The organism is Nocardiopsis prasina DSM 43845 (genome assembly GCF_000341265.1).
Lineage (GTDB): Bacteria > Actinomycetota > Actinomycetes > Streptosporangiales > Streptosporangiaceae > Nocardiopsis > Nocardiopsis prasina.
The window spans coordinates 41,199-56,164 of the sequence record NZ_ANAE01000127.1 but is presented as its reverse complement, the minus strand read 5'-3'; the positions used below and the strand labels follow the sequence as shown (position 1 = coordinate 56,164).

The 14,966-nt window shown below is 71.4% G+C and carries 11 protein-coding genes; 7 read left to right on the top strand and 4 right to left on the bottom strand.

Annotated features, from left to right (window positions below; all coding sequences use genetic code 11):
• Positions 1–54: 54 nt before the first annotated feature.
• Positions 55–378, bottom strand: coding sequence for a hypothetical protein (locus D452_RS0113320; protein ID WP_017544647.1), 324 nt, complete (start codon positions 376–378; stop codon positions 55–57).
• A gap of 316 nt (positions 379–694) precedes the next feature.
• Between D452_RS0113320 and D452_RS0113315 the strand changes: the two genes are divergently transcribed.
• The gene (locus D452_RS0113315; RefSeq protein ID WP_017544646.1) at positions 695–2,167 is read left to right on the top strand and encodes a bifunctional phosphatase PAP2/diacylglycerol kinase family protein; all 1,473 of its coding nucleotides are present in this window, start codon (positions 695–697) and stop codon (positions 2,165–2,167) included.
• A 19-nt stretch (positions 2,168–2,186) separates the two neighbouring features.
• Here the strand turns inward: D452_RS0113315 and D452_RS0113310 are convergent, their stop codons facing one another.
• Positions 2,187–3,161, bottom strand: a complete 975-nt coding sequence (locus tag D452_RS0113310; RefSeq protein WP_017544645.1) for a phosphotransferase — start codon at positions 3,159–3,161, stop codon at positions 2,187–2,189.
• A gap of 104 nt (positions 3,162–3,265) precedes the next feature.
• Positions 3,266–4,006 carry a maleylpyruvate isomerase family mycothiol-dependent enzyme gene (locus D452_RS0113305; RefSeq protein WP_017544644.1) on the bottom strand — a complete coding sequence of 247 codons (741 nt, stop codon included), beginning with the start codon at positions 4,004–4,006 and terminating at the stop codon, positions 3,266–3,268.
• A 547-nt stretch (positions 4,007–4,553) separates the two neighbouring features.
• Here D452_RS0113305 and D452_RS0113300 point away from each other — a divergent pair.
• On the top strand, positions 4,554–5,987 hold the full coding sequence (locus D452_RS0113300) for a WGR domain-containing protein (protein ID WP_017544643.1): 1,434 nt from the start codon (positions 4,554–4,556) through the stop codon (positions 5,985–5,987).
• Between the two features lie 380 nt (positions 5,988–6,367).
• Here the strand turns inward: D452_RS0113300 and D452_RS0113295 are convergent, their stop codons facing one another.
• A complete protein-coding gene (locus tag D452_RS0113295; RefSeq protein WP_017544642.1) occupies positions 6,368–7,153 on the bottom strand; it encodes a class I SAM-dependent methyltransferase in 786 nt (261 codons plus the stop codon).
• 289 nt (positions 7,154–7,442) lie between these two features.
• Between D452_RS0113295 and D452_RS0113290 the strand changes: the two genes are divergently transcribed.
• From D452_RS0113290 to D452_RS0113270, 5 genes are all read left to right on the top strand, one after another.
• Positions 7,443–8,054, top strand: a complete 612-nt coding sequence (locus tag D452_RS0113290) for a hypothetical protein (protein ID WP_026129275.1) — start codon at positions 7,443–7,445, stop codon at positions 8,052–8,054.
• The gene (locus tag D452_RS0113285) at positions 8,051–9,196 is read left to right on the top strand and encodes a PrsW family intramembrane metalloprotease (RefSeq protein ID WP_017544640.1); all 1,146 of its coding nucleotides are present in this window, start codon (positions 8,051–8,053) and stop codon (positions 9,194–9,196) included. Before D452_RS0113290 ends, D452_RS0113285 begins: the two co-directional genes overlap by 4 nt.
• A gap of 133 nt (positions 9,197–9,329) precedes the next feature.
• The gene (locus tag D452_RS0113280) at positions 9,330–9,812 is read left to right on the top strand and encodes a GNAT family N-acetyltransferase (RefSeq protein WP_017544639.1); all 483 of its coding nucleotides are present in this window, start codon (positions 9,330–9,332) and stop codon (positions 9,810–9,812) included.
• Positions 9,813–9,977: 165 nt separating this feature from the next.
• Complete coding sequence (gene fxsT / locus D452_RS0113275) at positions 9,978–13,844, top strand: FxSxx-COOH system tetratricopeptide repeat protein (protein WP_017544638.1); 3,867 nt, start codon at positions 9,978–9,980, stop codon at positions 13,842–13,844.
• A gap of 41 nt (positions 13,845–13,885) precedes the next feature.
• Positions 13,886–14,962 carry a TIR domain-containing protein gene (locus D452_RS0113270; RefSeq protein WP_017544637.1) on the top strand — a complete coding sequence of 359 codons (1,077 nt, stop codon included), beginning with the start codon at positions 13,886–13,888 and terminating at the stop codon, positions 14,960–14,962.
• Positions 14,963–14,966: the final 4 nt, after the last annotated feature.

Sequence of the window (14,966 nt, the reverse complement as noted above, 5' to 3'; positions counted from 1 at the left end):
CAGCGGCGGGAGGGGCCACTCGAAGGGGCCCGAAGCCCCGTGGCAGGAGCGGGTTCAGTGGTCGGCGGACGCCGCGGGACGAGGGTCCAGCCCGAGCCCGGAACGCAGGTCGGCGCACACGTCCTGGCAGGTCTCGTCCCTGGTGACGACGTCCACCTCGCCGCCACGCGCCCAGCGGGCGAGCTGGTCGGCCCATTCGGAACGGGGCATGGACACAACATCCGGGGGTTCGATCCCCTCACTGGCCGCACCCGGGGCTCCGTCCGTGAGCACGGTGACCCGGCAGTCGGGGTGGAGTTCGGAGAGGTCGACGGTGAGCGGCTGCTCGGAGTGCAGGACCACGACGTGGATCGGGTCGGGGGTCTCAGTGGTGGACATGGGCGCCTTTCCTCAGGGGGGAACGCCCGAAGACCTACTCTCCCTCGCCCCCTCCGAAACGTCTTACACCGGGCCGGAACCGGCCACCCAGGGACGACCCCGCACAGTGACGGGGATCCCACCCCAAGCCGAACAGGACAGGCTAACCTCAGAACAGGTCCACGGAGTTCCGGTGGTGCGAACCACTGAGCCGTGGCGCTCGGGGGCGACGGCCCTTCCCCAGTCGTCGCCCCCGAGCACCGTCTCCCTTCCGGCCGCTTCTCGGGGCGAAGCGCGCCTTATGGACAACTCATCCGGTAGCCACCAGGCTGGCCCCATGAGACTGCTCCCTCGACTCCAACGCATCGACCAGCGCGTCTACGATCGTGTGACCCGAGTGGGCACCCCCTTCCTGGACGGCTACACGCCGAAGTTCGTGCAGAGCACGGACAACATGGCGCCGTGGGTCCTGGTCTCCGCCACACTCGCGGTCACCGGCGGCCCACGCCTGCGCCGCACCGCGCTGCGGGCGATCGTCGCCGCCGGGCTCGCCAACGCGGGCGCCACCGCGGTCAAGTACCTGGCGCGGCGTTCCCGCCCGGACAGTTCCGCGGTGCCGACCGCCCGCGTCCCCTACCGCACCTATGCCAGCTCCTCCTTCCCCTCCGGTCACACCGCCGCCGCGGTGGGCTACGCGGGCGGTGTCCTGTCCGACGCCCCGCTGCCGCTGTCGGTGCTGGTGTCCGCCATGGCGGGCGCCGTGGGCTTCTCCCGCGTGCACAGCGGGGTCCACTACCCGGGTGACGTGCTCGGCGGGGTCGCGGTCGGCGCCGCCTCGGCTCTGCTCGCCCGCACGCTCCTCCCGCCCCGCCCCGAACTCGTCTTCGGCGCGAGCACCGCCCCCGCCGGAGAGGCGGACGTGGACCCGGAGGGCTCGGGGGTGACCGTCGTGGTCAACCCTCGCGGCGGCGACACCGGGGTGCCCACGCTGACCACCGCCGACACCACCACCAGGGTGGCCCGCCAACTGCCCCTGGCACGGATCGTTCCGCTCTCCGCCGACGACGACGTCGCCGCGGTGATGGACGGGGCGGCCCGCGACTGCGAGGTGCTCGCGGTGGCGGGCGGCGACGGGACCGTCAACGCCGGGGCCACGGCGGCGCTCACCCACGACCGGCCGCTGCTGGTGCTGCCGGACGGTACCCTCAACAACTTCGCCCGCACCCTGGGACTGACCTCGGTGGAGATCGCCCTGCGGGCCTATCAGGGCGCTCGGCTGGCCCGGGTGGACGTGGGCGAGGTCGACGGGCGCGTCTTCCTCAACACGTCGTCGTTCGGGTCGTACCCGCGCATGGTGGAGGAGCGCGACCGCTGGGCGGACCGGATCGGCAAATGGCCCGCCTTCGCACTCGCTCTCTGGCGCGACCTGCGGGAGGTCCAGCCCACCCCGGCGCTGGTGGACGGACGCCCTGTGAAGGTGTGGTGGGCGTTCGTGGGCAACTGCCGGTACCGGACGCACGCCCGGGTTCCGGGTCTGCGGGAGAGCCTGGACGACGGACGGTTGGACGTGCGGGTGCTGCGCGCGCGCTCGCCCTTCCCCCGACTGCGTGCCCTGGCGGACGTGCTGTTCGCCCGGACGGTGTCCGGGGCGGGCTACACGGAGCGGCTGACCGAGTCGCTGACCCTGTCCATTCCGGACGAGCCCCGGCTGCTGGCCGTGGACGGCGAGGTCGTGGAGGGATCGCCCGAGGTGGTCTTCCGCAAGCGCCCGGGGGCACTGCGGGTGTTCGTGCCGCTGGTCAACGGCTGAGCCCGGGCCCGTCCCCGGCTCAGAGCTCCAGACGGCGCAGGATCGCGCCGAGGTCCCGCCAGGCCTGCTCGGTGTCGGGGCCGCGCAGGTGCGGGGCGGCGAACCAGTCGACGAACTCCACGGCGTCCTGGAGGTCCCAGCGCAGTCGGTACAGGGTCAGGAGCGCGGGGTCGGGCCGGTGCCCGGTGGCCCCGGCGTAGCGGGCGAGTTCGTCGGGGTCGTCGGTGACCAGCCACAGGTCGCGCTCGGGGACGGCCAGGCCCACGGTGTCCCAGTCGACGAGCAACGGACCGGACCCTCGCCACAGCAGGTTGCCCGGGTGCGGTTCGCCGTGGGTGGTGACCGCCCGCGCGTCGTCGACCTCGGCGGCTCGGTGACCGAACTCGTCCAGACGCTCCCGCAGGACGGCGCCGTGGGTGGAGAGCAGTTCGGCGGTGGGCCCCGCGAAGGGGCCGTGGTCGCCGATGCCCTCGGGGGCGGTGGTGAGCCCGGCCAGCCGGTCGGCTCCGTCCAGGGTCGGCGGGGTGGCCCGGACGTCGGAGGGCGGGGTGCGCCCGTGCAGACGGGCGAGCGTGTCCAGGACCCGGGCCCGCTGTTCGGGCGTGAGCCGCTGCCCGAAGTCGCCGGGGGTGCCCTCCATGTGCGGGAAGACGCTGAGCGCGTAGCGGTCGCCGATCCTCAGGGCGGTGACACCCTCGGTGGAGCGGAGCGGGGCCACGACGAAACCGAGCCCGTGCACGTCGTGCAGGTCCGCGGCGGTGTCCATGTCCCGGCGCAGGTTGCGCAGGGCGGTGTCGGGGTCGCCGCCGAGGAAGGGCTTGTGTGCGAGGTCGGCCAGCGTGAGGAACCAGCGCCGACCGGAGGTGTCGGTGGCGCTCCAGTGGTGGTCGCCGAACCCCAGGGGGACGTGCGTCAGCACCTGCGCGTGGATGCCCCAGTCCGCCAGGGCGTCCTTGATCTGGTGTTCGTCGAAGTCAACGGGCCTGTCCAACATGGCTGTGAAACTAACACCCCCCGCCCCGTCGGGACACGCAGTTTCTTCGTGCGCCGCTCCGTCCCCGGAGCACGTGGCACGCGGCCCGCGGACGTCGCCTCGGGTCACTCGGTCTCGGCGACCTTGAGGAACCGGGCGAAGCCCTGCTCGTCGCCGGTGATCCGCAGTGAATCGGGATCGGCGCGTCGCCACAGGGTGAGCAGCAGGTCGGAGGCGGCGCCCTCCACCGTGGTGTTGGCCCGGGTCACGCCCTGGATGACCCGCCAGTGCTGGCCGGTGTGGTCCACCGACCAGGAGCGGTCGACGTCGGTGGCGGTCAGCAGCACCGCGCCGATCGGGCCGACCGGTTCCCGGGGCAGGTCCAGCATCTCGGCCAGCCCGAGGAAGAAGGTGAGGAACTCGTCCACGCCGTCCGAGGCCACGTCGGCGGGAAGCCGCGCGGGGCCTCCGATCGCGTTGAGCATGTCCCACGCGTGCACGGCGGTCTCCTGGGCCATGCGTCTGTGGATGAAGGCGCCGTTCTTCTGCGGGGACCAGGTCCAGCGCGGTTCCTCGGGGTCCAGCGCGGTGAGGGCGGTGAGGGTCTCGGCCAACCCCTCCCGGTACCAGTCCAGGAGCTCCTCGTCCTCGGGACGCTCCGGCTGTACGTACCCGTCGTCGGGGTCCCGGATCTCCCCGGAGGCGACGGACCTCCAGAAGTGGTGGGTCTCGCCGACGTGCCAGACCAGGTCGGAGACGTTCCACTCGGGGCAGGTGGGCACGTGCGCGTGCGGCCTGCCCTCGGCGGCGTCGGCCAGGAGAGTGCCGCTCTCGCGAAGGACCGTGAGGTGTCGAGGCGTGTCCATGTTGGGAAGCTAGCACCCAGCGCTTGCCGAAGTTCGGTTTTACACAAGCTGGATTCTCGAAGAATCGGACTCCGTCAGCGTGCGAAGCCTGGTCACGGGGCCAGGACCTCCGCCAGGTCGGTGAGGGTGTCGACGGACCGGTCCCGCGTGTCCGGGGCTTCCGATGCCACTGCCCGTCGGGGAAACGCCCCGAACCGCCACGCGACGAGGGGATCGCCATGAGGCAGGGCCGTCCGCGCGGGTGACAGACCCCTGGGGAGCGCGCGCCGCCGGCCCCGGTGGGTTCGGCGCGCGGGCGGACGCCGAACGGTGCTTCATCGTCGATGGACCCGGCCCGGGTACTCGCCGACACCGTGGGGTGAGACGGCGGAGCGATGCCCGTCTCGCCGACGGTCAGGGTCCAGGAGGCACCGGAAATGTCGGCACCCGCCGATAGTTTCGAACCAGTCGACACGGCCTCCTCCCGGAGGCAGGTACCCCTCCCCACCCCTGCCTGGCACCCGTCTCCCCCGCGTGTGCCCGGAACCCGATCGTCGAAGGGCGTCCCATGACCAGTACCCGCACCTACCTGGAGCTCTCGGAAGAGGGCGGCGGCGCGCACAAGTTCTACGAGGTGACCGTGGACGGCACCGACGTCACCATCCGCTACGGACGGATCGGGGAACCCGGACAGGCGCGCACCGCGAGCCACACCACCGTCGCCAGGGCCGAGGCGACGGCGGCGAGGAAGGTCGCCGAGAAGAGGCGCAAGGGGTACGAGCCCGCCGTGGCCGGGGTCCGCAAGCGGCGCGCGGTGACCAGGCGGACGATCGTCAGCCAGCGGTCGACCGCCAACCTGGCACCGGTCCTGTGGCGGTTCCGTTCGGGCAGCCCCGCCTTCGGCATCTTCGTCGACGACGAGCGCTGCTGGGTCGGCAACGAGCGCGGGGACGTGTACACCCTGTCCCACCAGGGCACCGTCACCGCCCGTTACGGACTCCCGGACGGCGTCAAGTGCATCGTGGCCGACGACTTCTGGATCTACGCGGGATGCGACGACGGCAAGGTCTACGACCTGGGCGCGAAGATCCCGCACGTGGCGTACGAGATCGCCGAGGACGTCGACATCTTCTGGCTGGACATCCACGACGGCGTGCTCGGTGTCTCCGACGTCGCCGGTCAGATCACCGTGATCGACCACGAGGACGAGTTCCAGTGGTCCCGGCGCAGCGCGGGCAACGCCGCGTGGATGGTCCGCCACGACGAGTCGGGCGTCTACCACGGGCACTCCCGGGGCGTCACCATGTACGACGCGGGCACCGGGAACGAACGCTGGTCGGTGCCGACCAGCGGCGCGGTGCTGTTCGGCTGGCAGGAGGGCGACGAGGTCTTCGCCGCCACGGCCCACAACTCCGTGGACCGCATCGGCAAGGACGGCGTACACCGTTCCACGTACCGCTGTGACGGGGCGGTCTTCTCCTGCGCGGCCTCCCCGGACGGGCGTTACGTGTTCGCGGGTGACAACCACTCCTCCGTCTACTGCTTCTCCAGGGACGGGCGCCGCCTGTGGAAGCTGGCCACCGGCTGCGGCTCGGCCTACTCGATGCAGTTCCACCAGGACCGGCTGTACATCGTCACCACCGACGGATCCCTGGCCTGCGTCGACGCCTCCGAGGAGGCGATCCTGGCCGCGGAGCGGGGCACGGTCCCGGAGCCGGTCAGCGTCAAGGCCCCTTCCTGGGACGCGGTCACCCCCGCCACCGAGCTGGAGACCGTGCGGAGCAGCGAGCTCACCGACACCGACGGGATCATCGTCGAGTGTGTGGACGAGGGCGGCCGCCTGCGGGTCCGTGTGGTCTCCCACGGCTACGACCCGTCCCTGCGGGTGCAGTTCCCCAAGGACATCCGTCACGCGGGGGCCCGCTACGTCGTGAACGAGGTGCTGACCTCGGGCAGCGGGGGCTTCTACCGCGTCAGAGGCGACATCCGCCGCCTGAGCTAGCCCCGGGGATTTGCCTGATGCCGCACACTGAGTTCGTCCAGGGTGATTTCGCACGGAACGCCGGTTTCCGCTTGGGCGGGAATTCGGAATGCGAATGACAATCTAGCCATAACGCCCCTAGTTAGTGAATACAGACAGAAGGGGACCCGTTTCACACGGGTTCCCTTGAGAATCAGGCTCATCAGGCTGCCACGCAGATCCGGGGCGGGGCCGCCGACGGGCTCGCCCGCCTTCTCGAAAAGGAGGGGAGGAGAATCGGCGGTCCGGGACCGCACCACACGGCTGACGTCCCCCTGTCGCTCCGGAGGGGTGTCGAAGGCGTTGAGGCAGAGGGAGTTCGTACTCACCCTGCCCGGGAGGCGAGAAGTCGACCCCGTGGGTCACTCCGCCGCGGTGACCCGGATCTTCGACTGTCCGTGCGGGCGCTCCTCCCAGTCCTCCATGAAGCGGGCCCGCAGCCCGTGCTTCTCCGCGAGCTCGACCAGGGTCTGCGTGCGGTAGTAGAAGTCCTCGTGCAGCACGTGGTGCTCGGTGCCCTCGGTGCGGTCGAAGGTGAAGTCGAAGAACCCGCCGGGGGCGAGCACGCGGCCCACGTGGCCCAGGCACTCGTCGATAACCTCGACGGGCGAGTGCGAGAACACGCTGTGGGCGTGGACGACGTCGAAGGAGTCGTCGGGGAGGAAGTCGAAGGTCAGGTCCTGAGTGAGGGTCAGGTGCGGCAGCTTGGGCTGGAGTCCGCGCTCGGCCAGGACCTTCTTGCCCGCGATCAGGATGTCCGGGGAGATGTCGATGCCGTAGTAGCCGCCGGTGTCCAGGTAGTCGATGAAGCGCCACCCGGCCCTCAGGTTGCCGCAACCGATGTCGAGCATCCGGTGGCTGGGCTTGAGGCCGTGCTCGACCAGGTAGTCGAACTGCATCTGGCCCAGGGCGAGCCAGCGCTCCTCGTTGCGACTGCCGACCGCCGCCTTCGGGTCCCGGGCCGCGTCGGAGGCCATCACCGCGCGGTAGTAGGAGACGTGGTCCCGGTGTGTGAGGCGCAGACGCAGGTCACGCGCGGACCGCAGGACGTGGGGCGCTATCCGGCCCGGGTTCCGCAAGGCGTAGCGGATGCGGTGGACCAGGGAGAAACGGTCCGTGGTGAGTTGCTCTGTGCTCTGCTTCGGCATCGGTCGCCCGTGCTCTTCCGTTCGGTCGTCACGCTGAAGGTGGCATCCCATCACGGGGGGACTTGTTTCGCCAAGGGGGTGGCCACGGGACATCGGGGCCACCTTCGGCCACGTCGACCCGGGGTCCCATGACGGGACCGGATCCCGCGGTCTCGTCACCACTCCCAGAGTCGGTGAAATCACCGCAAAATTGCGCCAAGTGTCCCTCTTTTCTCTGTTCGGCACCTTTGTGGGTGTTTCGCTGTCTCCAGGACGCGAACACCGGAACGAGCGCGGAGACGGGGGCGCGATGGTGAACGAGAGCACGGAGCTACGCCACGCCAGGTCACGAGGTCCACGGAGCAACTGGGTCCCGTTGGGGGCCACGGCCGCGGTGGTCGTGCTCCTGACGGGAGGGTGGGCCCTGGTGAACGCGGCGCTGCCCTCCTCCGAGGCGGTGGAACCGGGGCAGGCCGTGACTCTCGGGTCGAGCGAGGGCTACGGGGCGTCGGTGACCTTCGACGAGGGCTGGGAACTCGACACCGGGTCCAGCACCCTGGGCCAGCAGCTCCGCTTCGTCAAGGGACCGGTCAACCTCCACATGAGCGTGGTGGAGCCGTCCGAGCGCGCCGACGCCTCGGAGCTCTGGGACGGCATGCGCGAGACGGTCAGGGTCAGTGACTCCTCGGCCACCCTGGGAGAACCGCAGCCGATCACCTCCGACGGCGGCGCGCAGGGCCTCACCGGGGACCTGCACATCCAGGAGCACACCGGAGTCGCGACAGTGTTCCCCTCTCCGAACGGCGGTTTCGCCGTGGAGACCCAGGCTGTCGGCACCGACGTCAGCATGGCCGATCTCGCCGACGCCGAACGGACGGTCCAGTCGATCCGGTTCGACCGGGACACGGAAGGGACCTCATGAGCCACGCACGACCCGAACCCGACGTCCCGTCCACCGCGAGTGGGCAGGTCCCCACCCCCCGGCAATCCGGCCAGGGCCACGAGGGCACCGAACACCTGACCGCCCCGCACGCCGAACCACACCGAGCCCAGCGCCTTCCGGCGCTGTTCGCCACGTTGGGCCTCGCCCTCCTCTGCCTGGGCGGCTTCGTCTTCACCCTGACCAACTTCTTCGGGGCGATGTGGGTCTTCCCCACCGAAACGTTGGCCGCCGCCGTGGTGCTGGCGGTGGCGGGTGTGTTCGGCTTCTGGGTTCTGCGCCGGATTCGACCGGTCCGACCTCCGAGCTTCACGTTCTCGCTCCTCGCGGTGCTCTGGGGCCTGACCGGGGCGATCGGTCTGTCCCTGTTCTCCAACACCCAACTGATGTCCGCGTGGTCGCGCCTGGGCGGCGTCGAGTTCGGTTCCGCGTGGGGCGCGGCCCTGACCGCACCGCTCAACGAGGAGCTGCTCAAGACCGCCGGGGTGGTGCTGATCGCCGTGATGGCCGCGCGCGTGGTGCGTGGCCCCGTGGACGGTTTCGTCATGGGCGCCCTGGTGGGGTTGGGCTTCCAGCTCGCCGAGGACTTCACCTACGCGCTCAACTCGATCATGATGCAGGGGGCCACGGACGGGGTCGCCTCGGTACTCCAGACGCTGTTCCTGCGGGTCGGTCTCACCGGTCTGGGCTCGCACTGGGCGATGTCGGCGATCGCGGGTACCGCGGTCGGCCTCCTGGCCGCCTCGGCCTGGCGGCCCAGTCCCGGCCGGGCCACCGGCGCCCTGCTCCTGTTCCTGTTGGCGATCGGCGTCCACTGGCTCTTCGACGCTCCGCTGTTGGAGGGCATCCTCGGCGTACTGTTCAAGACGCTGGTGGTGTTCCTGAGCGCGCTCGCCGTGTACTTCGTGGCACGGCACGCCCATCGACGTCGGGTCCGTGAATCCCTGGCAGAACAGGGCGAGGAACTGGGCATGCTCCGATCGGCGGCGGTCACCCTCGCCAGTCGGCACGGTCGGCACCGCGAACTGGGCCGGGTGGCGGCTCCGGAGCGGCCCGCCGTCCGTGAAAGGCAGGACCGGATGGTGGCGGCGGCGGAGGAGCGGGCCTCGGAGTACCGGGTCTGAGGCGGTCGGTTCCTGCGGGGGTTCCCGGGGACCCTCAGAAGAACCGAGCACCTCCTGGAACCCACGAGCCCCCGGCGCGGCGCAGGCCGCCCCGGGGGCTGCGCCGTGTCCGGTGGGCTGGCACCATCGGGGCATGAGCGAAGCCACCGTCCGACCGGCCCGCACCGAGGACCTGCGCGGCGTCGCCGAGCTGCGCTGGGGGTGGGAGACAGAGGTGCACGGAGCCCCCGAGCTGCCCCTGGACGAGTTCACTGCCCGGTTCGTCGACTGGGGCAGGGGGCAGCGGGACACCCATCACTGCTACGTGGCGGTCATGGACGGTGCCCTGGTCGGCATGGCCTGGCTGGCGGTCACCCCGCGCGTCCCGCAGCCGCGTGCGTTCGGGCGGGCCTCGGGCGACGTGCAGTGCGTCTACGTACGCCCCGAATCACGGGACCTCGGTCTCGGCGGCCAGCTGATCCAGGCGGTGCTGGGGCTGGCCCGCGAACTCGAACTGGAACGGGTGAGCGTCCACTCCAGCGACCGGGCGGTCCCCGCCTACGCCCGGCACGGATTCGCCGTCTCACCGGTCCTTCTCCAAGCCGACCTCAGAACCAATGGTAACAACGGCCCCTGAATTCACTGCGGCCGTTTTCCCTCACCACCCAACCCAGGTTTCCCGGGGTTCCTTCCCATGAAAAGTGGGAACATCCTCTCTCCCAAGCCGAAAGCCCGTGCGCACGGGACACACGGGCCGACGGGAAGGTGCGAGAAAAGGAAACTTCCTCCCCCCGGAGCCGCGTTGACCAGCAAAGTAATCGGGGACACGAACTCCGCCGGACAGATCCTCGTGTTCCATTCGCCCCTGTCGGGCAGCAGTTGCACCACGTCCCTGGCCAACGTGGCCTGGAACATCGCCAGCACCGGTCGGAGCGTTCTGCTCGTCGACTTCAACCTGCGCTCCCCCGAGCTGCGCGAGTACTTCTCCCCGCTGTTCGGACTACGCGGCGGACGTCCCCACGGCCTGGTCGACATGATCACCGGTGTCATCGAGGGCTGCCACGACCCGGGGGCCGACCCCGCCGAGGTGTGCGCCCGCGGAGCCGACCTCAGCGACCAGGTCGAACACCTGAGCCGCTGGCCGGTCATCCCCGGCGTACCTGAGGGCGAGATCGGCTACCTGGGTCCGGGCACCCACCACGCCGCCCGGCTCACCCAGCTGGACACCATCCACGGTTCGGGGTTCGCCCGCGGCGACCTGTCCATGCGCTTCCTGCGCGAACTCCGCGCGGCGCTGGCGGACAGCGGATACGACCACGTCCTGGTCGACACAGCCCCTGGCAACGGGCTCCTGGGGCGGCGCATCGCCACCGTCCTGGCCGACCAGGTCGCCCTCTGCCTGACCCTCAACACCACCGCCATCCAGAAGTCGGCCCGCATCGCCGCCGAGCTGCGCGCCGAGGCACCGCACGTTCCGGTCCGGCCGGTCCTGACCCGCGTGGACCTGGAACTCCCCAACCTGGACGAACTCCGGGACCGCGCGTACGAGACGTTCGCGTCCTGGGTCGAGGCCTCCCAGGACGACCCCTGGCAGTACTGGGGTCGGGCCGAGATCCCCTACAAGGCGCGGATCGCCGAGCGCCTCACCCTCGCGGCCTTCCTCGAACGCACGTGGATACCCAGCTCCCTGTTCCACGCCTACGAACGGCTGACCTCCATCCTCACCGGCGACGCGGTCCCCCGGGGGCGTCACCTCACCCAAGAACAGAGCGAGCAGGTCAGGCTGGTCTTCGAGCAGATCCGGCACGGGGCCGTCGCCTCGGTGACCCTGCTGGCCGACTCCCGGGACCGTTCGTGGGCGGACTGGGTCCAGCCCCAGCTGGAATGGGTCGGCATCCGGGTGGTGCGGCCCAGGACGGCCCCGGGCGCGCCCCTGCCGGAGACCGGCGGACACGGGATCATCATGGTGCTGGTCTCGGCCCACCTGCACGGGTCGCCCGCCTTCGGGCTCCTGCACCGTCTGTTGGAGACCGCCCCGCAGCAGGGCGGCAACGGAGCCCACCGCGTGCTGGGGGTGACCATCGACGAGGGCGCCCCACCGGACGGCTTCCCGGACGCCGAGTGGATCAACCTGCGCATCCGGGAGGAGGAGGACGCCCGTGGCGCCCTGCTCGCCCGCTTCGACCCGAGGTTCCCGAGTCACCGCTCCCGTGGCCCCGGTCAGGGCCCCAGCTACCCCGGGGCACCCAACCCGGAGCTGATCAGCAACGCCCCCCACGGCAACCAGAACTTCAGCGGCCGGGAGGGGTTCCTGGAGCGGCTGCGCGACCTCCTCGGGCAGGGCATGGAGGACAAACCACCGGTGGTGCTGGTGGGGATGCAGGGCAGCGGGAAGTCGGAGATCGTCCGCGAGTTCGTCCGGCGCTTCCGCAGCGACTACGACCTCATCTGGTGGATCGCCTCGGACCGCCCGGAGAAGGTCGAGTCGTCCCTTGAGGAACTGGCGGCGACCCTGGCCGAACGGTTCCCGGACCACCGCTCCCCCGAGGCCGACCCCGTGTTGGCCGCACTCCGGTCGGGGCGTCCGCTCAACCGCTGGCTGCTGGTCTACGACAACGCGGGGCCGCCCGGCGGGCTGGACGCGTTGATCCCGCACGACCACGGACACGTCATCATCACCTCCTACCACCGGGAGTGGGAGGCCTACGGCCACCGGCGCTGCCTCCAGGTGGGCCCCTTCACCGAGGGCGAGGTGGTGGAGCTCTTCCGGGACCGCCTCCCGGAGATCGAGGCCGGGACCGCGCTGGCCCTCTCGCGCCGACTCGGCCACCTGCCCGCCCAGCTGCACCGCGCGCTGGAGTGGCTGAGCTCGGGGCAGCGCCTGGACGGGGCCGCCGAGGCTGTCGTGGAGTACACGCGGCTGCTCGACGAACGCGAACCCTCGGTGGTCCGGGGAGCCGGTTCGTTCGAGGAGCGGCTGAGCAGTTCCCTCGCTTTGGACGAACTGGAGCAGTACCACCCGGCGAGTCTGTGCCTGATCCGGCTGGCGGCGCACCTGTCCGCCGACGGGGTCCCCGAGGACCTGCTCCGGTCGCCGCGCGCGGTCAGCGAGTACAGCGGGGCCGACCCCCAGTACCGGACCGGACGGGTCAACTTCAACCACGTCCACTTCCAGCTCACCCGGGTCCTGTTGATGGACTTCGACCGGCAGCTGAAGATGTTCTCGGTGCACCCGGCGGTGCAGGAGGTGGTCCGGGACCGCATCCCCGCCGAGGAGCGCGCCGGGGTCCGCGAGTCCGTGCGCCAGGTGCTGGCCTCCTACGCCCCGCACGACGAGGAGGCGGACGACCCCCGCCACGACCGCCGCTACCAGAACCTGCGCTGGCAGATCGCACCCTCCGAGGCCAACCTGAGCGGGGACGACGAGGTCCGCCGCTGGCTCGTCAACCAGGTGCGCTACCACCACCGCAAGGGCGAGTTCGAGGCGGCGCTGGACCTGGGCACCCCGCTGCTGCGTACCTGGACCGACGCCTTCGGCGAACGCGACCGGCTCCGCCTGCACCTGGCCACCCAGCTGGCCAACGTGCACCGCTCGCGCGGCGAGCACCGTGAGGCGGGACGCCTGAACTCCCGCACCCTCGAACTCCAGCGGGAGGTCCTGGGCGAACGGCACCCGTTCACGCTGCTGACGCGTCGGGGCATGGGCGCGGACCTGCGGGCCCTGGGACGGTTCGGGTCGGCGCTCGAACACGACAAGGAGACCTACGCCGCCTACCTGGCCGGTCGCGGCCCCCACCACCAGCACACCCTCCTGGCCGAGCACAACCTGGCGCTGTCGCTCTCGGCGGCCGGAGACTACGCGGAGGCCCTGACTGTCGGTGAGCGGGCACACCGGGTCACCCGGGAGATCCTCGGCCACCGCCACCCCTACACCTGGATCCTCTCCTCGGCGACCGCGACCTACCGCCGTCGCACGGGCGAGTACGTGATGGCGCACCGGCAGATCCACCAGGCGGCGCAGATGCTGCGCCGCACCATCGGGGAGCTGTCCTCTCACACGCTGCACGCCTGCAAGGAACTGGCGGTGAACGAGCGACTCGTGGGCGACCCCGAACAGGCGCTGGAGCGGATTCGCCGAACCCACGAACAGCACTGTCGCGAGTACGGCGACGAGCACCCCCGCAGCCTGGCCATGGCCCTGGAACTGGCGGCGTGCCTGGCCGCCGCCCACCGCCACGACCTGGCCCACCGCCAGGCCCGCACGTGTGTCGACGGCTACACGGGGGTGTTCGGGCAGGACCACCCCTTCACCCTGGTGGCCAGGGCCAACCTCGCCGCCTACGCCTGCCGGACCGGGCACGTCCAGGAGGCGGAGGTCCAGGCCAGGCGGGCGCACGAGGGACTGTGCACCGACCCCCAGGTGGGCGCGGGGCACCCCCTCTCCCTGGGCGCGGCGGTGAACCTCGCCAACGCCCTGGTGGCCAAGGGGGAGATCACCGAGGCCGTGGCGCTGGACGTACGCACCCAGGAGGAGCTCCACCAGGTGTGCGGCACCCAGCACCCGCATTACGAGCTGGCCTACGCCAACTACCTGAACAGCACCGCCCGCCACATGGGCGACTCCGTCAGCGAACGCGGTCACATCGACCTGGAGGTGCCGGAGATCTGAGCGACATCGGTGACGGGGCTGGGCCGACTGGGGGGAGGGCCATGGTGGAGACGACGGGCGTGGAGGCGACCGGCACGGAGGGGGTCGGCGCGGGCGGGACCAGCGCCTTCTTCACGAGCTACGGCGGGCGCAGGGCCGACCGCGAGCACGTGCTGCGCTTCCACGCCGACCTGGAGGGCATGGTCCGTCTGCACACCGACGACCACGCCTTCGGCGCCACCGGGCCCACCCTGGAGCCGGGCGGCGGGTGGCGCTCCGAGCTGCTCCGGCACTGCGCCACCACCCGCACGCTGGTGGTCCTGCTCAGCGAGACCCACCTCAACAGCGCCTGGTGCGCCCGGGAGTGGTGGATCGTCGAGGAGCGGGTCCGCCGGTTCCGCGACGACGGCGCCCCGCCCCACCACATCCTTCCCCTGGTGTGGCAACCGCTCAGCGGGCCGCTCCCCCGCGTGGTGCGGGAACGCCAACGGCTGGACTGGGTGGGCGTGCCCGGTCACGCGGACGCCGGGGTCCTGGAGCTGATGCTCACCGACCCGACCGCGTACCAGGCCCTGTGCTACCGGATCGGGGCCCTGGTCGCCCGCTCCGCGGCCGTCGCCCTGCCGCCCCTGCCCGAGGCCCTCGCCCGGGAGGCGGTCCCCGCCTGGGACGCGGTGGCCCGGAGGGACGGCCGTGACCCGGACGGCCCGGTCCCGGGTTCGGGTTCGGCTCCGGGCTCGGACGGGGCCGCCCCGCCCGAGGAAGTCACCGAGTGCGAACCTGGGGGGCCCGACGCGCGCGGGACCGTCGGTGAGCGGGCCGCCCGGGTCCTGCTCACGGTCCCCGCGCTGGACGACCCCGAGTGCTGGGCGGCGTTCCTGCGCAGGCTCGGAGAACTCCGCCGGGACCGGGCACTCAACCCCCTGTACTGGCCGGTCACCGTACCCGCCCCCGAGCGCCACGCCCGGCTCGTGTCGCACCTGCGCGCCCAGCACCCGGACTCCCACGCCCTCGTCTGGCTCGCCCGCGCCGTGTCCGAGACCGCCGGCGCCGCCGCCGCGGCGGCGGCCCTGCGCGCCCTCCTCCCCCAGGGTCGGCCCTCCACGGAGGACACCCCGACCGACCTCCCCGCACCGTGATGGA